The following is a 20,280-nucleotide window of genomic DNA, read 5'->3' as shown; positions in this document are numbered from 1 at the left end:
CCGGGCTTGGCGAAGCGATCCAGACGCCGAGACGCTGCTGGCGTTGCCAATGCTGCATTGCACCGGCCGCCGCGCGTGCGCTTTTCGACACGTCTGCCGGGTTACCCGGTTCGCGAATGGCGCGCATTGTAGCCGCAAGGTGCGCGGGGGTCATCTGACCAAAGGTCGCGCAGGTGCCCCACCGCCGTGCAACGCCCCGGCAGAGCCCTCGGCAGGCTCAGCCGAAGCTGCGCGCCGAGCGGCGAATCAGCAGGATGACCGGCAACAGGCCGACCAGCACCAGGGTCAGCGCCGGCAGCGCGGCACGCGCCCACTCCCCCTCGCTGGTCATCTCGAACACCCGCACGGCGAGCGTGTCCCAGCCAAAGGGACGCATCAGCAGGGTCGCCGGCATCTCCTTGAGCACGTCGACGAACACCAGCAGCGCGGCGGACAGGGTGCCCGGCAGCAACAGCGGCAGATAGACCTTGAAGAACAGGCCCAGGCCGCCGACGCCGAGGCTACGCGACGCCTCCGGCAACGACGGGCGGATACGCGCCAGGCTGGTCTCCAGCGGGCCGAACGCCACCGCCAGGAAGCGGATCAGGTAGGCCACCAGCAGGGCCGCCAGACTGCCCAGCAGCAAGGGCTTGCCGGCACCACCTAGGGCCGTCGACAAGGGGATCACCATCTCGCGGTCGAGGAAGCTGAACGCCAGCATGATCGCCACCGCCAGCACCGAGCCCGGCAGGGCATAACCCAGGTTGCCCAGCGCGACGCCGACGCGCACCGCGCGGTTGGGTGCCTGGCGCCGGGCGAAGGCCAGCAGCATGGCCACGCTGACCGTGATCAGCGCTGCCAGGCCGCCCAGGTAGAGGGTGTGCAGGATCAGCCCGGCATAGCGCTCGTCCAGGTCGAAACGCCCGCGCTGCCAGAACCAGGTCAGCAGCTGCAGCAGCGGAATGACGAAGGCACAGGCGAACACCAGGCCGCACCAGGCGCTGGCCGCGAAGGCTTTCCAGCCATGCAGCTGGTACAGGGCCTTGCCCCTTGGCCGCTCGTTGGCCGGGCGCGCCGCACCGCGAGCACGACGTTCGCCATAGAGCACCAGGGCGACCGCGAGCAGCAGCAGACTGGCCAGCTGGGTCGCGCTGGTCAGGCTGTAGAAGCTGTACCAGGTCTTGTAGATCGCCGTGGTGAAGGTGTCGAAGTTGAACACCGACACGGCGCCGAAATCGGCCAGGGTCTCCATGATCGCCAGGGCCAGGCCGGCCCCGATGGCCGGTCGCGCCATGGGCAGGGCCACGCGCCAGAAGGCCTGCCAGGGGCTCTGCCCGAGCACGCGCGCCGCTTCCATCAGGCCCTTGCCCTGGGCCAGGAAGGCCCCGCGGGCGAGCAGGTAGACGTAGGGATAGAACACCAGCACCAAGACGATGATCACGCCACCGGTGGAGCGCACGCGCGGCAGGCGCAAGCCGCTGCCGAACCACTCGCGCAACAGCGTCTGCACCGGGCCGGCGAAGTCCAGCAGGCCGACGAAGACGAACGCCAGGACATAGGCAGGGATGGCGAAGGGCAACATCAGCGCCCAGTCCAGCCAGCGCCGCCCGGGGAACTCGCAGAGGCTGGTGAGCCAGGCGAGGCTGACCCCCAGCAGCGTCACGCCCACAGCCACGCCGATCACCAGGGTCAGCGTGTTGCCGATCAGCCGAGCCATCTGCGTCTGCCACAGGTGTGCCCAGATCTGCGGGTCCACCTCGTGCCAGCTCAACAGCAGCACCGACAAAGGCATCAGCACCAGAGCGGCTACGGCAAGGACGATGGGGTACCAGCGACGCTGGACAGGATGCGGCACGCGGATTCCTCGGCGACGGAAAGGACGACGCCCCGGCAAGGCGGGGCGTCGCAGTATAACGGCAGCGGTCAGATCGTCGAACGTCTGCCTCGACGATCAAGGCGCAGGGTGGCTCAGGCTCTGGCGCTCCACCACGGTGGATGAAGAGGCGTCATCCCCCTGCGCAATCCCCCTTACTGCCAGCCGGCGCGGTCCATCAGCATGGTCGCTTCGGCCTGGCGCTTGCCGGCAACTTCGGTGGCAACGCTGTCGGCCTTGAACGTGCCCCAGGACGCCACCTCGGCAGACGGCTCGACCGCCGGGTTGGCCGGATACTCCTGGTTGACGCCGGCGAAGATGCCCTGCGCTTCCGGGGTGGTCATCCACTCCAGCAGCTTCCTGGCCTGCTCGGCATGCGGGGCATGCTGGGTGACGCCGGCACCGGCCAGGTTGACGTGCACGCCACGGTCATCCTGGTTCGGCCAGAAGGGTTTGACCTTGAGGTCCGGCTGCTGCTTGTGCAGGCGGCCGTAGTAGTAGGTGTTGGTGATGCCCACGTCGCACTGGCCGGCGTCGATGGCCTGCAGCAGCGCGGTGTCATCCGGGAACACGTCCGTGGCCAGGTTGTTGACCCAGCCCTTGATGATCTCCTCGGTCTTCTCGGCGCCATGGGCCTCGATCAGCGTGGCGGTCAGCGACTGGTTGTAGACCTTCTTGCTGGTACGCAGGCACAGGCGGCCTTCCCAGTTCTTCTCCGCCAGCGCTTCGTAGGTGGACAGTTCCTCCGGCTTGACCCGCTCGGTGGAGTAGAAGATGGTCCGCGCGCGCAGCGACAGGCCGGTCCAGCTGTCGGTGCTGGAGCGATACTGGGCCGGGATGTTGGCGTCGATCACGGCGGACTTGGTCGGCTGCAGCACGCCTTCCTGCTCGGCCTGCCAGAGGTTGCCGGCATCGACGGTGATCAGCATGTCGGCCGGGGTATTGGCCCCTTCGGCCTTGAGGCGGGCGATCAGCGGCGCTTCCTTGTCGGTGATGAACTTCACCTGCACACCCGTCTTGGCGGTGTAGGCGTCGAATACCGGCTTGATCAGTTCGTCGATGCGCGACGAATAGACCACGACTTCATCGGCGGCCTGGACGGCAGTAGCCAGGGTGCTGAGGGTGAATGCGGCGAGAAGCGCGTTGCGAGCCTTCATGGGACCAGCCTCTTATGGGTAAGCAAAAGTGGCTGAATAGTAGTGAATGTTATTTGCCTTCTCAACGAAACCTTCCCTTACGCAAGGGTCAGTTGTTACAAAGCATTTTCAGGCTCGCGGGCGGCCCGCAGATCGGCAGGCAGGAGCAAGGTATCGATCAGCGCATCGAGCGGTAGCGAGACGACCGCCAGCACGGGACAGACGACGCTGAACCAGCAAACCACCGTCCCGGGATTACCGCTGCCGCTGGGGCCAGGGCGCATCCCCAGCAGGTAGAGATCGCCGTTGACGCTCTTGTAGGTCTCCACCGGCAGGGCGCCGTTCTCGCCCTCGCGGCCCGTCAGGGTGCCGCAGCCGCCTGCGACAGCGAGCAACGATATCCACACGCCACGCAGCAGGTGCTTCATGCACGTTCCTCGTTCATCCATGAAAGGGGTGGGCTCAGGCCCTGGCCAGCTCCGGCAGGTCACCGGAAAGCCCCAGCGCCTGGCGCACGAACAGCGCCTTGGCCTCGGCCTGGCCGTCGACCAGGTCGAGGCCCATGTTGCGCAGCAGACGCAGCGGCAGGGGGTCAGCCTGGAACAGGCGCTGGAAGCCTTCCATCGCGGCCATCATCGCCAGGTTGTGCGGCATGCGGCGGCGTTCGAAACGGCTCAGCACGCGCTCCTCGCTCAGGTTCTCGCCACGTGCGGCGGCATGCTGCAGCACTTCGGCGAGCACGGCGGCATCGAGAAAACCCAGGTTGACGCCCTGCCCCGCCAGCGGATGGATGGTGTGCGCGGCGTCGCCGATCAGCGCCAGCCCCGGCTCCACATAGCGCTTGGCGTGACGCTGACGCAGCGGGATGCACAGACGGCGGTCGGCATGCAGCAGCGTGCCGAGACGCGACTCGAACGCCTTGCCCAGCTCACGGCAGAAAGCCTCGTCGTCCAGCGCCATCAGGCGCTCGGCCTCGGCCGGCACGGTGGACCAGACGATCGAGCACCAGTGCTCGCCAGCCGGCCCGGCCAACGGCAGGAAGGCCAGCGGCCCATCGTCGGTGAAGCGCTGCCAGGCCGTGGCCTGGTGCGGGCGCTCGCAACGCACGCTGGTGACGATCGCGTGGTGCAGGTAATCCCATTCGCGCGTGGCACAGCCGGCCAGGCGGCGCACGGCGGAATTGGCGCCATCGGCCGCGACGAGCAACGGCGCACGCAGCTGGCGGCCATCGGTGAGGGTCAGCAGCCAGTCGTCACCACTGCGACGCAGCTGTTCCAGGCGCGCGCCGGGCAACAGGCCGATCTGGCTGTCGTGCAGGCGCTCGAGCAGGGCGTCCTGCACCACGCGGTTCTCGACGATATGCCCCAGGGTCTCGGCATGCACGCTGGCCGCAGCGAAATGGATGCTGCCGGTGCCCGAGCCATCCCATACGCGCATCTCGCCGTAGGGGCAGGCCCGTCGGGCGGCGATGCTGTCCCAGGCGCCCAGGCGCTGCAGGATGCGCTGGCTGGCCATGGACAGGGCACTGACCCGTGGCTCGAACGGCGCCTGTGCGACGAAGGGCGGCACGCTGAGCGGGCTGCCATCGACGATCAGGATGTCCAGCCCACTGTGCTCCAGCGCCAGGGCCAGCGTACTGCCCACCATGCCGGCGCCGACGATGATCAAATCCGCGCGCATATCATTCCTTAAACCCAGGGGTGCGTGCTGCGCACCGCTCGGAATCCATGGTGCGCACGGCCTGGGCGGCCCCGCGACACCCTACGAATCGACTCACAGACTGCGGGTTCCCAGACCCATGGCCTGCCGCGCGAACCAGCGCTTGGCCGGCGGCAGCAGGTCGAGGCCGAGCAGCCCCAGGTTGCGCCCGGCGCTGAGCAGCGGCTGGGCATTGCTGAACAGGCGCGTCACCTGGTCGGAGAAACCGACAGTCAGTTGCTGGTCGAGCTGCTGCCGTTGCTGGTAGCGCTGCAGCGTGGCGAAGTCGCCCAGCGGCCCCTCGCTGCCGATCAGCACCTCGGCCAGCGCCAGGGTATCGCGCAGCGACAGGTTGTAGCCCTGGCCCGCGATGGGGTGCAGGCTGTGCGCCGCATTGCCCAGCACCACCAGGTGCGGCCGCACCTGCTCCTGCGCCTCGACCAGGCTCAATGGATAGAGATGCCGGGCGCCGACCTGTTGCAGGGCGCCCAGGCGATAGCCGAAGGCCTGCTGCAACTCGCCGAGGAAGCTCGCCGCGCTGATCGCCAGCAGGCGTTCGGCATCTGCGCTCGCACGCGTCCAGACCAGCGCGCAGCGGTTGTCGCTCAGCGGCAGCAGGGCCATCGGGCCGTCATCGGTGAAGCGTTCGAAGGCCTGCCCGCGATGCGCCTCCAGCGGGCTGACATTGGCGATCAGCGCACTCTGCCCATAGGGTTTGACGTTGACGCCGATGCCGAGCTGCTCACGCAGGGCGGAGCGACCGCCATCGGCGAGAATGGCCAGGTCGCACTCGAGGCTGGCGCCGTCACTCAGCGTCAGACGATAGCCATCGTCCAGGCGCTGCATCGCGCTGACCTCCGCCGGGCAGCGCCATTCGACGACATCGGCATCCAGCGCCTGCCACAGGCAATGGCCGATCCAGGCGTTTTCCACCACATAGCCCAACGCCGGCACGCCCTCCTCGATCGCCTGCAGGCGCGTGGCACCGAAACGGCCACGGTCGGAAACGTGGATCTGCTGAATCGGCTCGGCCCGCTGGGCGATGCCCTGCCACAGGCCGAGGCGCTCGTAGATCAGCCGGCTGCCGTAGGACAGCGCGGTGGAGCGTGCGTCATAGCTGGGCTGGTAGTCGCTGCCCGGAGCGAAGGGCTCGATCAGCGCAATGCGCCAGCCACGCTGCCGCGCACTGTCCTGCAGGGCCAGCGCCAGGCTGGCACCGACCAGGCCACCGCCGATGATCGCCACATGCACACGTGACATGGGCTCAGGCCGCCTCGCTGCGCGCGGCCGCCATCAGTGCCTCGATCTCGGCGACGCTCTTGGGCACCCCGCCAGTGAGAATCTCGCAGCCCTTGCGGGTCACCACCACGTCGTCCTCGATGCGCACGCCGATGCCGCGCCATTTCCTGGCGACCGCCTCGTTGTCGGTGGCGATGTAGATGCCCGGCTCGACGGTCATCGCCATGCCGGGTTCGAGCACGCGCCATTCCCCGCCGACCTTGTAGTCGCCGACATCATGCACGTCCATGCCCAGCCAGTGGCCGGCCCGGTGCATGTAGAAGGGTTTGTAGGCTTCGCTGGCGATCAGCTCGTCGACATCGCCGCTGAGCAGGCCCAGTTCAACCAGGCCGGCAGTGATCACGCGAACGGTGGCTTCGTGCGCCTCGTTCCAGTGCTTGCCCGGAGCGATGTGCTTGAAGGCTTCCTCGTTGGCCGCCAGCACCAGCTCGTAGATGGCCTTCTGCTCGGGCGAGAAGGTGCCGCTGACCGGGAAGGTGCGGGTGATGTCGCTGGCGTAGCAGTCGATCTCGCAGCCGGCGTCGATCAGCACCAGGTCGCCATCCCTGAGCGCCGCGTCGTTTTCGCGGTAGTGCAGGATGCAGGCATTCTTGCCCGCCGCGACGATGCTGCCATAGGCCGGCATCTTCGCCCCGCCCTTGCGGAACTCGTAATCCAGCTCGGCTTCCAGGTGATACTCGTGGAGGCCGGCGCGGCTGGCCTGCATCGCGCGGATGTGCGCACGCGCACTGATCTCGGCAGCCTCTTTCATCACCTTCACCTCGGCAGCCGACTTGTACAGGCGCATGTCGTGCAGCAGGTGGTCGAGGGCGACGAACTCGTTCGGCGGCGTGGCCCCCTGACGGGCCTTGGCGCGGATGTGGTTGATCCACTCCATCAGGCGCTGGTCGAACTCCTGATTGCAGCCGATGGCGTAGTAGACGCGCTCGCGCCCCTCGATCAGCCCCGGAAGAATGTCGTCGATATCGCCGATGGGGAACGCATCGTCGGCCCCATAGCTGGCGATGGCGCCATCCTGGCCAGCGCGCAGGCCGTCCCACAGCTCGCGCTCGGGATCGCGCTCACGGCAGAACAGCACGTACTCGCCGTGCTCGCGACCGGGAATCAGCGCCATCACCGCTTCCGGCTCGGGGAAACCGGTGAGGTACTGGAAGTCGCTGTCCTGGCGGTAGGTGTGCTCGACATCGCGGTTGCGGATGTACACCGGCGCGGCCGGCAAGATGGCGATGCTGTTGGGTTCCATCTGCGCCATCAGCGCCTTGCGCCGACGGGCGTATTCGGACTTGGGGATGCTGGTCAAGACGGGCTCCGGGAAAGATCAGTGCAGGGAGGGTTTGGCGGCAGGCGCCGCGGGCTTCACGCACTCGGTGAACAACAGCAGGGGCGCGACGCGCAGGTACTCCATCACTTCCATGTAATCGCTCTCGCCATCCTCGGATTCCTTCAGGCCACCCTGGACCTGGGCGATGGCGGACAGATCCTGCAGCACTTCCATGGCCTCGGCGCTCAGCGCGCCGTCGCGGGCGGTCAGGCCGAAGCCACCGAGGAAGCCCTGGCACCACTGGCCCAGGGCAACCGCACGTTGCGCCAGGGGTGTTTCGTCATCCGGCAGCAGCAGCACCAGGCTGATGTCCTCGCTGCACAGCTCGCCCTTGACCATCTCCTGCAGACCGATCAGCGCCTGGCGCACGTTGTCCTGCGGCTCACCGCCGAGCAGGTCGGTGGCGTCGAGCAGCCAGGCATCCGGCTCGAAGCCGGCACCGGCGCAACTGCGGCCGAGCAGCAGGCCATGCAGTTCAGCGGGCGAGACGGAGTGCCCTGCGCTGCTCAGCAGAGCGGCGAAGGCGGCGTAGGGAGAACTTGGAATCGACATAGATAGCTAGGCGCCAGACGGCGCAATCTCTAGAATGGAGGCCTCGTATCCTAGCACCGGCAGACGCGGCAAGACCATCGAAGTCCGCCGGGGTGTCGATGACGTCGTACGCATCACGCCACTGCCATCTGGGTTTGACCCCTACCCGGGTCCAGCCTATATAGTCCAGCCATTCCCTCCCATAGCGAGAGCCCATGGAAGACGCCGATCTGCACGCATTGACCGCCAAGCTGGAGCTGCTGATCCAGCGTGTCGAGCAGCTCAAGGCTCACAACCGACTCCTGCTGGCGAATGAACAGGCCTGGCGCGAGGAACGCGCCCATCTGATCGAAAAGAACGAAATGGCCCGGCACAAGGTCGAATCGATGATTTCGCGCCTCAAAGCCCTGGAGCAGGACTCATGACCCAGTCGAACACCGTGACCGTCCACATTCTGGACAAAGAATATTGCATCGCCTGCCCCCAGGACGAACGCGCCAACCTGGAAAGCGCCGCGCGCTACCTGGATGGCAAGATGCGCGAGATCCGCACCAGCGGCAAGGTGATCGGCGCCGACCGCGTGGCGGTGATGGCGGCCCTGAACATCACCCATGACCTGCTGCACAAGCAGCAGCGCCTGGATCAGGACGCCAGCTCCACGCGCCAGCAGGTGCGCGACCTGCTCGATCGCGTCGACCGCGCCCTGACCGACGACTCGGCTTCCTGAGCCGAACATGCCTGCCAGTTCGTCGCAGGCCGCCCCTCCACCTGTCTATTCGGGTATACTGGCCGCCACTTCCTGGGGTGTGCGCCAGTCGGGGATGTCCCTGAGCCGATACGCACAACCACGGGGGTTGCATGTTGGGGCAGGTGTGCATGTCCGCCTGACGGAAAGCCTTAACGCCTCCTGCAACCTCCACCTTGAACTTTCGGGTTCAAGGGCTAAACCGACAGCGGCACGCTGGGAAGTCACCTCCCCCTCCGGTAGCCGCCGCTACCCACCCTGCTTCATCCTCTGCCCATGACTCCTACCGCCCCACTCAGCCGCCCGCAACTGCGCCGTGTGCTGCGCCAGCGTCGTCGTGCGCTCACCCGCAGCCAGCAACGCAGCGCCGCGCGCAACCTGTACCGCCAACTGGCGCAGAGCCCGCAGTTTCGCCGCGCCCGGCACATCGCCCTGTACCTGCCCAACGACGGCGAGATCGACCCTCGTCCGCTGCTGGCAGCCGCGCAGAAACGCGGCAAGCGCACCTACCTGCCGGTGCTCAGCGCCTGGCCGCGCACCAAGATGGTGTTCCAGCGCGTCACCCGGCACGAGAAACTGGCGGGCAATCGCTTCCGCATCCTCGAACCCAGCCCGCGCCCCAAACGTCAGCGCAAGCTCTGGGCACTGGACCTGGTGCTGCTGCCGCTGGTGGGGTTCGACGACCGCGGTGGTCGCCTGGGCATGGGCGGTGGTTTCTACGACCGCAGCCTGGCCTACCTGCGCATGCGCAAAAATTGGCACAAGCCGACGCTATTGGGACTGGCGCATGAATGTCAGCGGGTGGACGAACTGGCGATGGCCAGCTGGGATGTGCCCTTGCAGGCGACGGTGACGGACAGGCGCTGGTACTGACGAGCGGGTGGCACCGCGATCCTTGCGGCGCTGACGCTGCGAGCCCGCGAATCAGGGCTGCTGCGTGACCTTGATGGAAACGTCGCTCTGGCGCTCCCAAAGGCTCTGGGTGTAACCCGTGGTAACCACGCCCAGACTGAAAAGTACTACGAGAACCCACAAAAGATCTGGCTTGCGTTTCATCTATTGCCTCCCCCTTCAAGGCAACTGCGCGCGTTGGTCGCGCGTTATTGTTGTGTGCAATACGACGTCGCCAAGCGTTAAGCCGGGCATTTTCCGCCAGGGCCGAGCGCGGTGCAATTTCTGGCGCCAACCGGCTGTCGGAGAGTTCCACTCAAACGAGCGTCCGCTAACGGACAGACCTGCAGGAGCAAAGTTCATGCCTTATTGGTTGATGAAGTCCGAACCCGACGAATTGTCGATCCATGACCTGCAACGCCTGGGCAAGACGCGCTGGGATGGCGTGCGCAATTACCAGGCGCGCAACTTCCTGCGCGCGATGCGTCCGGGCGATCAGTTCTTCTTCTATCACTCCAGTTGTCCGCAGCCGGGCATCGCCGGCATTGGCCGCATCGACGGCGAGGTCTACCCGGACCCGACCGCGCTGGACCCGCAGAGCCACTACCATGACCCCAAGGCCAGCCCGGAGAAGAACCCCTGGAGCGCGCTGAATGTGGCCTTCGTCGAAGCCTTCGCCGAGGTGCTGCCACTGCAGCACCTGAAGAACAACCCGCTGCTGGCCGAACTGGCCCTGGTGCAGCGCGGCAGCCGGCTCTCGGTGATGCCCGTCGGCGAAAAAGAATGGACGGCGATCCTGGCCATGCGTTGAGCCAGCACCGGCACTGTGCTATCACCCAATGAGAGCTTTGGGAGTTATCCATGCCGGCATCCTCCGCCTGGCCAGCGCGACTCGCGCTGGCCTTCCTGTTACTGGTGCTGAGCGGCGCCAGCGTGCTGCTGTGGCGGCAGATCGAAGGCGTCCAGCAGCAACGCCTGGACGAACGCGTCGGCTACCAGGCGCGCAGCCTCGCGCGTCAGCTGGAAGGCACCCTGCACCTGGAAGTGGCCAGCCTCGAGCGCATCGCCCGCTTGTGGAACAGCCTGGGGCGCCTGCCCCGCGCCAGCTGGGACGATGAAGTCGAGCGGGCACTGCGCGGTTTTCCCGCCTACCAGTCGATCCAGTGGGTGGGCGACGACCTGCGCATGCGCTGGCTGTTCCCGGTGGCCGGCAACGAGGCCGCGCTGAACTTTCGCCTGCTTCCCAGTCACCCCAACTACCCGCTGGCCATGGAGGCACGCGACACCGGCGAGCAGCGTTTCTCCAACAGCTTCGACCTGGTTCAGGGCGGCCGTGGCTTCGTGCTCTACACACCGCTCTATCGGCAGCAGGATGGTCAGCGCGTCTTCGACGGCTTCCTCCAGGGCGTATTTCGCGTCGAACCGCTGATGGTGCAACTGCTGACGCAGATCGATCGCGACGCCTTCAACCTCGAACTGCTGGAGAACGGCCAGGTCCTGTTCCGCCACGGCGACACGACGGGCGACGACCCACACAGCCTGCAACTGGGCCTCAGCCTGCTCAACAACCAGGCTTTCAGCCTGCGCCTGAGCCCCACGGCGCGCCTGCTCGAGCAACTCGACTCGCCACTGCCCGGCGTGGTGCTCGGCGCCAGCCTGGCGATCAGCCTGCTGCTGGTCGCCGCGCTGGCCCTGGCCCTGGAGAACAGCCGCCGCGCCCATGCCCTGCAACTCGCCAACCGACGCTACAAAGTGGAAGCCGAGCGCCGCGAGGAGACCGAGCAACGCCTGCGCGAAAACCGCGAGCGCCTGCAACTGGTGCTCGACCTGACCGACTCCAGCCATGACGGCCTGTTCATCTTCGACAGCAGCAGCCGCGAGTTGCTGCACATGAATCAGGCGACCTACGCCACGCTGGGCTATCGCCCCGAACAGTTCGCCGAACTGCTGCGCGAGGACCCGGAAAAGCTCCTGCCGGGCTTCCACCGCTGGCTGCAGCAGGTACGCGAGGCACAACGCGACAACCTCTCACGGATCTTCCAGCGCGAGCTGATCCGTCGCGACGGCAGCCGCCAGCCCGCCGAGATCAACACGCAGCTGGTGGAGCTGCATGGGCGCGAGTACCTGATTGCCGTGTCCCGCGACAACAGCGAGCGCCTGCAACTGGAGGACCGCCTGCAACGCCTGTCGCAACAGGACGGTCTGACCGGTCTCTACAACCGGCGCTACTTCGACCAGCGCCTGCAGGCCGAGCTGCGCCGGCTACGACGGGCCGGTGCGCCACTGACCCTGCTGCTGCTGGATATCGACCACTTCAAGGCCTACAACGACGCCCTCGGCCACCTGGCCGGCGACGATGCGCTGCGCAAGGTCAGCGCCGTACTGCAGGACAGCCTGCAGCGCGAGGGTGACGCGGCCTGCCGCTATGGCGGCGAGGAGTTCGCCATCATCCTGGCCGGCACCGGGCTCGAAGGCGGCGAGCACGTTGCCGCACGCATTCACGCCGGCATCGCCGCGCTGGAGCTTTCTCACCCCGCCAGCCCGCTGGAACGCCTGAGCCTGAGCATCGGCCTCGCCGTGCTCGATCCGGTTCGTGACGAACAGCCCGGCGAGCTGATCGCCCGCTGCGACCAGGCGCTGTACAGTGCCAAGCACGAGGGCCGCAATCGCACCTGCCTGTGGGGCGCCGCCCTCGCTTGACCTGCATCAAACCACGCAACAGGCTGAGCGCAGACAATGAAAGTCTGCTAATCATGGTCCCGAGCAAGGGCCCGCAGAAAGGACGCTGAGATGAACAACGCGCGACGTCGCCTCCCCTACCTGATCGTTTTCGGCCTGGCCGCAGTGGCCGCCATCGCCTGGTGGCAACTGCGCCCGAGCGGCCTGCCGGAGGGCTTCGCCAGCGGCAACGGGCGCATCGAGGCCACCGAGGTGGACGTGGCGACCAAACTGGCCGGACGCATCGCCAGTATCGATGTCGACGAAGGCGACTTCGTTGAGCCCGGGCAGGTCCTGGCGCGCATGGACACCCAGGTCCTTGAGGCCCAGCTGGCCCAGGCCCGTGCGCAGTTGCGCCAGGCGGAGAATGGCCAGGTGACGGCTGCCAGCCAGATCAGCCTGCGGGAAAGCGAGAAGCGCACCGCCGAGGCGGTGGTGCGCCAGCGCCAGGCCGAGCTGGATGCCGCACGCAAGCGTCACGCACGCAGCGCCACGCTGGTCAAGCGCAATGCCCTGGCCCAGCAGCAGCTGGACGATGACCTGGCGCGCCTGCAGAGCGCCGAAGCCGCCCTGGCCGCAGCCCGCGCCCAGGTCAGCTCGGCAGAAGCCGGCATCGCCGCCGCCCAGTCGCAGGCCATCGAGGCGCAATCGGCCACCGAAGCCGCCCAGGCCAGCGTCGAACGCCTGCAGGTGGACATCGACGACAGCCAGCTCAAGGCGCCGCGCGCCGGCCGCGTCCAGTACCGTGTGACCCAGCCGGGAGAAGTGCTCGGCGCGGGCGGCAAGCTGCTCAACCTGGTGGACCTCACCGACGTCTACATGACCTTCTTCCTGCCCGAACGCCAGGCCGGCCGCGTTGCCCTCGGCAGTGAGGTGCGCCTGGTGATCGATGCCGCACCGCAGTACGTGATCCCGGCCAAGGTCAGCTATGTCGCCAGCGTCGCCCAGTTCACGCCGAAGACCGTGGAAACCGCCAGCGAACGCGAGAAGCTGATGTTCCGGGTCAAGGCCCGTATCGACCCCGAGCTGCTGAGCAAGCACCTGCAGCAGGTGAAGACCGGCGTCCCCGGCATGGCCTACCTGCGCCTCGACCCCGAGGCCGAATGGCCTGAGCACCTGGCGATCAAGGTTCCGCAATGAACGCGCCGGTCGCGCGCCTGGCTGGCGTCGGCCTGCGCTACGGCGAAACCCACGCCCTGCAGCAGATCGACCTGAGCCTGCCGGCACAGCGCATGGTCGGCCTGATCGGCCCGGACGGCGTCGGCAAGTCCAGCCTGCTGGCGCTGATCGCCGGTGCCCGCAAGCTCCAGGACGGCCAGGTCGAGGTCCTCGGCGGCGACATGGCCGAGGCTCGGCATCGGCGCAACGTCTGCCCGCACATCGCCTACATGCCGCAGGGCCTGGGCAAGAACCTCTATCCCACCCTGTCGGTGTTCGAGAACCTCGATTTCTTCGGCCGCCTGTTCGGCCAGGACGCCGCCGAACGCGAACAGCGTATCGACGACCTGCTGCGCAGCACCGGCATGGCCGCGTTCCGCGAACGCCCGGCCGGCAAGCTGTCCGGCGGCATGAAGCAGAAGCTCGGGCTGTGCTGCGCGCTGATCCATGATCCCGACCTGCTGATCCTCGACGAGCCGACCACCGGCGTCGATCCCCTGTCACGCAACCAGTTCTGGGAGCTGATCGAGCGCATCCGCACACAGCGCCCGCAGATGAGCGTGCTGGTGGCCACCGCCTACATGGAAGAAGCCGAGCGCTTCGACCACCTGGTGGCGATGGACGACGGCCGCGTGCTGGCCGAAGGCAGCCCCGCCGAACTGCGCGAACGCACCGCTTGCGCCAGCCTGGAGCAGGCCTTCATCGCCCTGCTCCCGGAAGAGCGGCGGCGCGGCCACCAGCAGGTGCTTATCCCTCCGCTGCAGGGCAGCAGCGAGATCGCCATCGAGGCCAAGGGCCTGACCATGCGCTTCGGCGACTTCGTTGCCGTCGACCAGGTGTCGTTCCGCATTCGCCGTGGCGAGATCTTCGGCTTCCTCGGCTCCAACGGCTGCGGCAAGAGCACCACCATGAAGATGCTCACCGGCCTGCTGCCGGCCAGCGAGGGCGAGGCACTGCTGTTCGGCCAGGCGGTCGACCCGCGTGACATGGCCACGCGCAAGCGGGTCGGCTACATGTCCCAGGCGTTCTCCCTGTATGGCGAGCTGACAGTGCGGCAGAACCTGGTGCTGCACGCCCAGCTGTTCCACGTACCCAGCGCCGAGATCGGCCCACGGGTGGCGCAGATGGCCGAGCGCTTCGACCTCGGCGAGGTCATGGACATGCTCCCCGAGCGCCTGCCGCTGGGCATCCGCCAGCGCCTCTCGCTGGCCGTCGCGGTAATCCACAAGCCGGAGATCCTGATCCTCGATGAACCGACCTCGGGCGTCGACCCGGTCGCCCGCGACGGCTTCTGGCAACTGATGCTCGACCTGTCGCGCCAGGACGGCGTGACCATCTTCATCTCCACCCACTTCATGAACGAGGCGCAGCGCTGCGACCGCATCTCGCTGATGCACGCCGGCAAGGTGCTCGACAGCGACACGCCGCAGGGGCTGATAGACAAGCGCGGGCTGGACAGCCTCGAAGCCACCTTCATCGCCTACCTGCAGGAAGCCGTCGGCGAGCAGCCACTCAGCGAGGCACCGCCGTTGCAACAGAAGCCCGCGCCGCAGCGCCAGCGCTTCAGCCTGCGCCGCCTGTTCAGCTATGCCCGGCGCGAGGCGCTGGAGCTGCGCCGCGACCCGATCCGGGGCGGCATGGCGCTGCTGGGCACCGTGCTGCTGCTGTTCATCATCGGCTACGGCATCAGCCTCGACGTGGAAGACCTGTCCTTCGCCGTGCTCGACCGCGACCAGACCACCACCAGCCAGGAGTATCACCTCAACCTCTCCGGCTCGCGCTACTTCCTGGAGAAGGCGCCCCTGCGCGACTACGACGAACTGGAGCGACGCCTGCGCGACGGCGACATCAGCCTGGCAGTGGAGATACCGCAGAACTTCGGCCGCGACCTCAAGCGCGGCGCCAGTCCGCAGATCGGCATGTGGATCGACGGCGCCATGCCGACCCGTGCCGAAACCATCAAGGGCTACGTCACCGGCCTGCACCAGCACTACCTGGCCGAGCTGGCCCGGCGCTCACCTCAGCCACAAGCCAGCAGCGCAGCCGAACTGGAAGTGCGCTACCGCTACAACCCGGACGTGGAGAGCCTCAAGGCCATGGTGCCGGCGGTGATCCCGCTGCTGCTGATGCTGATCCCGGCGATGCTCACGGCACTCGGCGTGGTGCGCGAGAAGGAGCTGGGCTCGATCATCAACCTCTACGTCACCCCGGTCACGCGCCTGGAATTCCTGCTCGGCAAGCAGTTGCCCTACATCGCCCTGGGGCTGTTCAACTTCATCCTGCTGGTGCTGCTGGCGGTCACCGTGTTCGACGTGCCGCTCAAGGGCAACCCGCTGACCCTGCTGGCCGGCGCCCTGCTCTACCTGGCCTGCGCCACCGGCCTCGGCCTGCTCATGTCGACCTTCACCAAGAGCCAGATCGCCGCCGTATTCGGCACCGCCATCGCCACCCTGCTGCCCGCCATCCAGTTCTCCGGGCTGATCTACCCGGTGGCTTCGCTGGAGGGCTTCGGCGCGCTGGTCGGCCAGCTCTACCCGACATCGCAGTTCCTGGTGATCAGCCGTGGCCTGTTCTCCAAGGCGCTGGAGCTACGCGACCTGGCCGGCTATTTCCTCGCCCTGGCACTGACCGTGCCGCTGTTGACCCTGCTCAGCGCCAGCCTGCTGCGCAAACAGGAGGTCTGATGGAACGCCTGGCCAATATCCTGCACCTCGGCATCAAGGAACTGCGCAGCCTGCAGCACGACCTGGCGCTGGTGATCCTGATCCTCTGGGCCTTCAGCATGGGCGTCTATTCGGCCGCCACCAGCCTGCCGGAAAGCCTGCACAACGCCGCCATCGCCGTGGTCGACGAGGACCAGTCGCAACTCTCCGAAAGGCTGATCCAGGCCTTCCAGCAGCCCTACTTCCGCACGCCGGAGCGCATCGACCTGAGCCAGATGGATCGCGGCATGGACTCCGGCCGCTACACCTTCACCCTGAATATTCCGCCGAACTTCCAGCGTGACGTACTGGCCGGCCGCAGCCCGGCGATCCAGCTCAACGTCGATGCCACCCAGGTGAGCATGGCCTTCACCGGCGCCAGCTACATCCAGAACATCGGCACCAGCGAAGTCGCCGAGTTCGTCCGCCGCTACCGGGGTGACCTGCAGCAGCCCGCCGATCTGGTATTGCGCGTGCAGTTCAACCCGAACCTGACCCGCGCCTGGTTCGGCTCGGTAATGGAGGTGATCAACCAGATCACCATGCTCTCGATCATTCTCACCGGCGCCGCCCTGATCCGCGAACGCGAACACGGCACCGTCGAACACCTGCTGGTGATGCCGGTGACGCCGCTGGAAATCATGCTGGCCAAGGTCTGGTCGATGGGCCTGGTGGTGCTGACGGCAGCGGCGCTGTCGCTGCTGCTGGTGGTACAGGGCTGGTTGCAGGTGCCGATCGAAGGCTCCATCGCGTTGTTCCTGCTGGGCGCGGCCCTGCACCTGTTCGCCACCACCTCGATGGGCATCTTCTTCGGCACCGTGGCACGCTCGATGCCACAGCTGGGCCTGCTGATCATCCTGGTGCTGCTGCCGCTGCAGATTCTCTCCGGCGGCACCACACCACGCGAGAGCATGCCCGAGCTGGTACAGCAGATCATGCTGGTGGCGCCGACCACCCACTTCGTCGCCCTGGCCCAGGCCATCCTCTATCGCGGCGCGGGGCTGGCCACCGTCTGGCCGAACCTGCTGGCCATCGTCGGCATCGGCACGCTGTTCTTCCTCGCCGCGCTGAGCCGCTTTCGCAAGACCCTGGCGCAGATGGCGTAGCCCGGATGCAATCCGGGGATGTCGCATGAGGGGCCGCCGGATTGCATCCGTGCTAGGCCGCTGAAACCGAACGCGCCAGGGATTCGCCGCTACTGAATGATCAGATTGTTGAACAGCAGGTCCTCGACCACGGGCTTGCCTTCTTCTGCGTTGATCGCGTCCTGCACCTGCTTGAGCGCCTGCTGGCGCAGGTTCTCGCGGCCATCGGGAGCATTGATGGTCTCGCTGGTCTGAGCCGAGAACAGCAGTACCAGCTGATGACGGATCAGCGGCTCGTGGTGCTTGACCTGCTCCTCGGCCTCCGTGCCGGTCACGCGCAAGGCGACGTCCGCCTTGAAGAACTTCAGGCGGTTGCCCTGGTCGGCCAGGTTGCCGATCAGGGCAGGCGTCAGGCTGTGGTAGATCGTCGTCGGCACCTCTTCCTTCTTCTCCGAAGACGCCAGGGCAGGCAGGCAGATCGACAGGCTCAGCAACAGGGCGGTCAACAGTTTCACGTTCGGCACTCCATCGGGGATTTGCCTAGCATAGCCATCCACACGCCAGCACCCAAGCCCGGCGCTTATGCCGGGCTATCAGGCACGGGCATGCTCGTTGACCCACGGCAGGCGCTTCCTACACTGCATGGCACCCTGCAAGAGGAACGCATCTGATGAAAGCCCTGCTGTGCAAAGCCTTCGGCCCTGCCGACACCCTGGTACTGGAAGACCTGCCAAGCCCCGAACCGAAAAAGAACGAGGTGCTGATCGAGGTCCAGGCCGCCGGGGTCAACTTCCCCGACACGCTGATCATCGAAGGCAAGTACCAGTTCAAGCCGCCTTTCCCCTTCGCGCCAGGCGGCGAAGTGGCCGGTGTGGTCAAGGCAGTAGGCGAGAAGGTCAGCCACCTGCGCAGCGGTGACCGGGTAATGGCCCTGACCGGTTGGGGCGGCTTCGCCGAAGAGGTCGCCGTGCCGGCCTACAACGTGCTGCCGGTGCCGAAGAGCATGGACCTGACCACCGCAGCGGCCTTCGGCATGACCTACGGCACCTCGATGCACGCCCTCAAGCAGCGCGCCAACCTGCAAGCCGGGGAAACCCTGCTGGTGCTTGGCGCCTCCGGCGGCGTCGGCCTGGCAGCAGTGGAAATCGGCAAGGCCATGGGTGCGAAAGTGATCGCCGCTGCGAGCAGCGCCGAGAAACTGGAAGTGGCGCGCAAGGCCGGCGCCGACGAACTGATCAACTACAGCGAGCAGAGCCTGAAGGACGAGGTGAAGAAACTCACCGGCGGCCAGGGCGTGGATGTGATCTACGACCCGGTGGGCGGCACGCTGTTCGAGGAAGCCTTCCGCAGCATCGCCTGGAACGGCCGCTTCCTGGTGGTGGGCTTCGCCGCTGGCGGCGGCATCCCGGCCCTCCCGGCCAACCTGCCGCTGCTCAAGGGTGCCGCCCTGGTCGGCGTGTTCTGGGGCTCATTCGCCCAGCGCCAACCGCAGGACAACGCCGACAACTTCCAGCAACTGTTCGCCTGGCACGCCGAGGGCAAACTCAAACCACTGGTGTCGCAGACCTTCCCGCTGGCGCGCGGCGGCGAAGCGATCGATGCGCTCGGCCAGCGTAAGGCGGTGGGCAAGGTGGTGGTGGAGGTACGGTAGGAGGCGTCGCGCGCACCGGACATGGTTGCGCGCAGGTGTCCAAGGTCGCTCTAGCGGCGGCCTTGGTGGACAGACATCAGGCAATGGTCAGAGGGCTTGGGTCTGAAGGCATCGTTGAGTTCGCACAGATCAGTTGTAATGCTGCGCTGGCAATGCTGCTCAACGGTAAACAACACTTACCGGTGATGGCCGGGCCGCACCACATGATGCAGGTAGTTCGGCAATACAATCCACCCACCCATGGCATAACGATCTCCGTCCATTGAGACCTTCAGCTTAACCAATCAGGCGAAAAATAAATCTGCTCGCTTTTCCCGCCTTTTGCTTAATGTTCCAACCTTGGAATCTCCACATAGACAGCCTCAATTATCGCAGCATTGCCAAGCTCATCAGCATTAGGTGCATAAAATCTAACCGCCCCTCCTTTTATACTTATGCCAGTATTATCATCCTCACAATCAAACGCAACACCTTGATCGGATAGAAATAATTCTGCCTCCCCCAGACCAACACCTAAAAACTGTTTTTCAGAGAAATAGAATTCTGCTGCCGGATAATAAAGCTGAATCCCACACGCATTATCATCAGCGTCATACCAAACTTTAGCTATAGATCCACCAAAAGCATCAGTTGAATTATCAGAAAATTCAGTCCTCGGAAAAACCCGACATTCCACTCCTATTGCGCGTCTTACGTCGCCCCTATTGCGGACACCAAAAAAGATGTCAACCCCATCGGAGTCACTATATTTAAACAACACCTTCACATCTCCTTAATAAACTGCTTAGAGACTATAGAGACTAAAAGGGGACAGATTTATTTATGACGCAGCACCGTCAGCCTAAAAATAAATCTGCCCCCTTTTCCCATGCCGGCATCTTCAAGCTATCCGCTTGATCTGCGTAGATATTTTGTGGGGATTCCTCAGAATCCCCACCCTTTCCTGTCAGTTCAAGTTCAAGAAAAAACAAGACGCCTTAACCCGTCACAAAACTTGTTCAACTCAGACAATTCAACAACAGCTTCAAACCCAAAATATACATTTGACGAAGCCTCGTCAGGCTTGCCGCAATTAAATAAAATATTTATCGTGAAATACCCATCCAGCATATCAACCACTTCACCATCCAAAGCCTTTATTTGTATATCGCCTTCCAATGGCACAAAAGATGGAGCCTCACCCCCACCCGCCATCAGCATCTGCACATGGTCATAAAAATATATAAGCAATCTTTCTATATCACCACGAAACAACCTGCACACGAAGTTACCGGATAACAACCCAGAAAACCTACTAACCAAGACACAGGTAATATTGAAATCAAATTTTCCCTCTCCCTCACGCACATTAACTGGCGCAAATATTAAGCTCCCGACCTCTGTTTTAAGAATAATATCTAAAGAACTGTTCATTTAAAAAAGAAAATCCTCCCACCCCTGATTACGCGCCATACTCTTTACTTCTTGCTTTGAACGGAAAAGGGGACAACGGA

Annotated in this window: 20 protein-coding genes and 1 other RNA gene; 11 read left to right on the top strand and 10 right to left on the bottom strand. The window is 65.2% G+C overall.

Annotated elements, in window-relative coordinates:
* Nucleotides 1–217 precede the first annotated feature (217 nt).
* From EWH21_RS02865 to EWH21_RS02835, 7 genes are all read right to left on the bottom strand, one after another.
* Nucleotides 218–1,834, bottom strand: coding sequence for an iron ABC transporter permease (locus EWH21_RS02865; RefSeq protein WP_037056729.1), 1,617 nt, complete (start codon nt 1,832–1,834; stop codon nt 218–220).
* 173 nt (nt 1,835–2,007) lie between these two features.
* Entirely contained in the window at nt 2,008–3,009 is a 1,002-nt protein-coding gene (locus tag EWH21_RS02860; RefSeq protein WP_037056727.1) for an extracellular solute-binding protein, read from the bottom strand.
* Between the two features lie 95 nt (nt 3,010–3,104).
* A complete protein-coding gene (locus tag EWH21_RS02855; protein WP_277699744.1) occupies nt 3,105–3,416 on the bottom strand; it encodes a YceK/YidQ family lipoprotein in 312 nt (103 codons plus the stop codon).
* 34 nt (nt 3,417–3,450) lie between these two features.
* Nucleotides 3,451–4,668 carry a 2-octaprenyl-3-methyl-6-methoxy-1,4-benzoquinol hydroxylase gene (locus EWH21_RS02850; protein WP_277699743.1) on the bottom strand — a complete coding sequence of 406 codons (1,218 nt, stop codon included), beginning with the start codon at nt 4,666–4,668 and terminating at the stop codon, nt 3,451–3,453.
* Nucleotides 4,669–4,761: 93 nt separating this feature from the next.
* Nucleotides 4,762–5,946 (bottom strand): 2-octaprenyl-6-methoxyphenyl hydroxylase, encoded by a 1,185-nt coding sequence (ubiH, locus tag EWH21_RS02845; RefSeq protein ID WP_037056721.1) that lies wholly within the window; start codon nt 5,944–5,946, stop codon nt 4,762–4,764.
* Nucleotides 5,947–5,950: 4 nt separating this feature from the next.
* Nucleotides 5,951–7,285, bottom strand: coding sequence for a Xaa-Pro aminopeptidase (pepP, locus tag EWH21_RS02840; protein ID WP_037056719.1), 1,335 nt, complete (start codon nt 7,283–7,285; stop codon nt 5,951–5,953).
* Nucleotides 7,286–7,303: 18 nt separating this feature from the next.
* A complete protein-coding gene (locus EWH21_RS02835; RefSeq protein ID WP_277699742.1) occupies nt 7,304–7,858 on the bottom strand; it encodes a YecA family protein in 555 nt (184 codons plus the stop codon).
* Between the two features lie 194 nt (nt 7,859–8,052).
* On the opposite strand from EWH21_RS02835, the gene EWH21_RS02830 reads away from it, so the two are divergent.
* The 9 genes from EWH21_RS02830 (at nt 8,053) to EWH21_RS02790 (ending at nt 17,157) form a co-directional block, all read left to right on the top strand.
* Entirely contained in the window at nt 8,053–8,262 is a 210-nt protein-coding gene (locus EWH21_RS02830; RefSeq protein ID WP_003458652.1) for a TIGR02449 family protein, read from the top strand.
* Entirely contained in the window at nt 8,259–8,564 is a 306-nt protein-coding gene (locus tag EWH21_RS02825) for a cell division protein ZapA (RefSeq protein WP_037056715.1), read from the top strand. Before EWH21_RS02830 ends, EWH21_RS02825 begins: the two co-directional genes overlap by 4 nt.
* A gap of 66 nt (nt 8,565–8,630) precedes the next feature.
* Nucleotides 8,631–8,809, top strand: a non-coding RNA gene (ssrS, locus tag EWH21_RS02820) — 6S RNA.
* A gap of 49 nt (nt 8,810–8,858) precedes the next feature.
* Entirely contained in the window at nt 8,859–9,455 is a 597-nt protein-coding gene (locus tag EWH21_RS02815) for a 5-formyltetrahydrofolate cyclo-ligase (RefSeq protein WP_277699740.1), read from the top strand.
* A 379-nt stretch (nt 9,456–9,834) separates the two neighbouring features.
* A complete protein-coding gene (locus EWH21_RS02810; protein WP_277699739.1) occupies nt 9,835–10,284 on the top strand; it encodes an EVE domain-containing protein in 450 nt (149 codons plus the stop codon).
* Between the two features lie 50 nt (nt 10,285–10,334).
* Nucleotides 10,335–12,173 carry a diguanylate cyclase gene (locus EWH21_RS02805; RefSeq protein WP_277699738.1) on the top strand — a complete coding sequence of 613 codons (1,839 nt, stop codon included), beginning with the start codon at nt 10,335–10,337 and terminating at the stop codon, nt 12,171–12,173.
* A 90-nt stretch (nt 12,174–12,263) separates the two neighbouring features.
* The gene (locus tag EWH21_RS02800) at nt 12,264–13,331 is read left to right on the top strand and encodes an HlyD family efflux transporter periplasmic adaptor subunit (RefSeq protein ID WP_134677844.1); all 1,068 of its coding nucleotides are present in this window, start codon (nt 12,264–12,266) and stop codon (nt 13,329–13,331) included.
* Entirely contained in the window at nt 13,328–16,033 is a 2,706-nt protein-coding gene (gene rbbA, locus EWH21_RS02795; protein ID WP_277699737.1) for a ribosome-associated ATPase/putative transporter RbbA, read from the top strand. The genes EWH21_RS02800 and rbbA overlap by 4 nt, the downstream gene beginning before the upstream one ends.
* Nucleotides 16,033–17,157, top strand: coding sequence for an ABC transporter permease (locus EWH21_RS02790; protein WP_277699736.1), 1,125 nt, complete (start codon nt 16,033–16,035; stop codon nt 17,155–17,157). The genes rbbA and EWH21_RS02790 overlap by 1 nt, the downstream gene beginning before the upstream one ends.
* 89 nt (nt 17,158–17,246) lie before the next feature.
* Here EWH21_RS02790 and EWH21_RS02785 read toward each other — a convergent pair whose 3' ends face one another.
* Nucleotides 17,247–17,651, bottom strand: a complete 405-nt coding sequence (locus tag EWH21_RS02785; protein WP_047588861.1) for a flagellar basal body-associated protein FliL — start codon at nt 17,649–17,651, stop codon at nt 17,247–17,249.
* A 155-nt stretch (nt 17,652–17,806) separates the two neighbouring features.
* Between EWH21_RS02785 and EWH21_RS02780 the strand changes: the two genes are divergently transcribed.
* Together EWH21_RS02780 and EWH21_RS02775 are read left to right on the top strand one after the other, a co-directional pair.
* A complete protein-coding gene (locus tag EWH21_RS02780; protein WP_037056704.1) occupies nt 17,807–18,787 on the top strand; it encodes an NADPH:quinone oxidoreductase family protein in 981 nt (326 codons plus the stop codon).
* Between the two features lie 35 nt (nt 18,788–18,822).
* Nucleotides 18,823–19,053 (top strand): hypothetical protein, encoded by a 231-nt coding sequence (locus tag EWH21_RS02775; RefSeq protein ID WP_277699735.1) that lies wholly within the window; start codon nt 18,823–18,825, stop codon nt 19,051–19,053.
* Nucleotides 19,054–19,112: 59 nt separating this feature from the next.
* Here the strand turns inward: EWH21_RS02775 and EWH21_RS02770 are convergent, their stop codons facing one another.
* Nucleotides 19,113–19,553 (bottom strand): hypothetical protein, encoded by a 441-nt coding sequence (locus tag EWH21_RS02770; protein WP_277699734.1) that lies wholly within the window; start codon nt 19,551–19,553, stop codon nt 19,113–19,115.
* A 191-nt stretch (nt 19,554–19,744) separates the two neighbouring features.
* Nucleotides 19,745–20,200, bottom strand: coding sequence for a hypothetical protein (locus EWH21_RS02765; protein WP_277699733.1), 456 nt, complete (start codon nt 20,198–20,200; stop codon nt 19,745–19,747).
* Nucleotides 20,201–20,280 lie beyond the last annotated feature (80 nt).

It is taken from the genome of Pseudomonas sp. REST10, assembly GCF_029542605.1.
Lineage (GTDB): Bacteria > Pseudomonadota > Gammaproteobacteria > Pseudomonadales > Pseudomonadaceae > Aquipseudomonas > Aquipseudomonas khazarica.
Note: the sequence above shows the minus strand (reverse complement) of the source record. Positions and strands in the feature narration are given on the sequence as shown.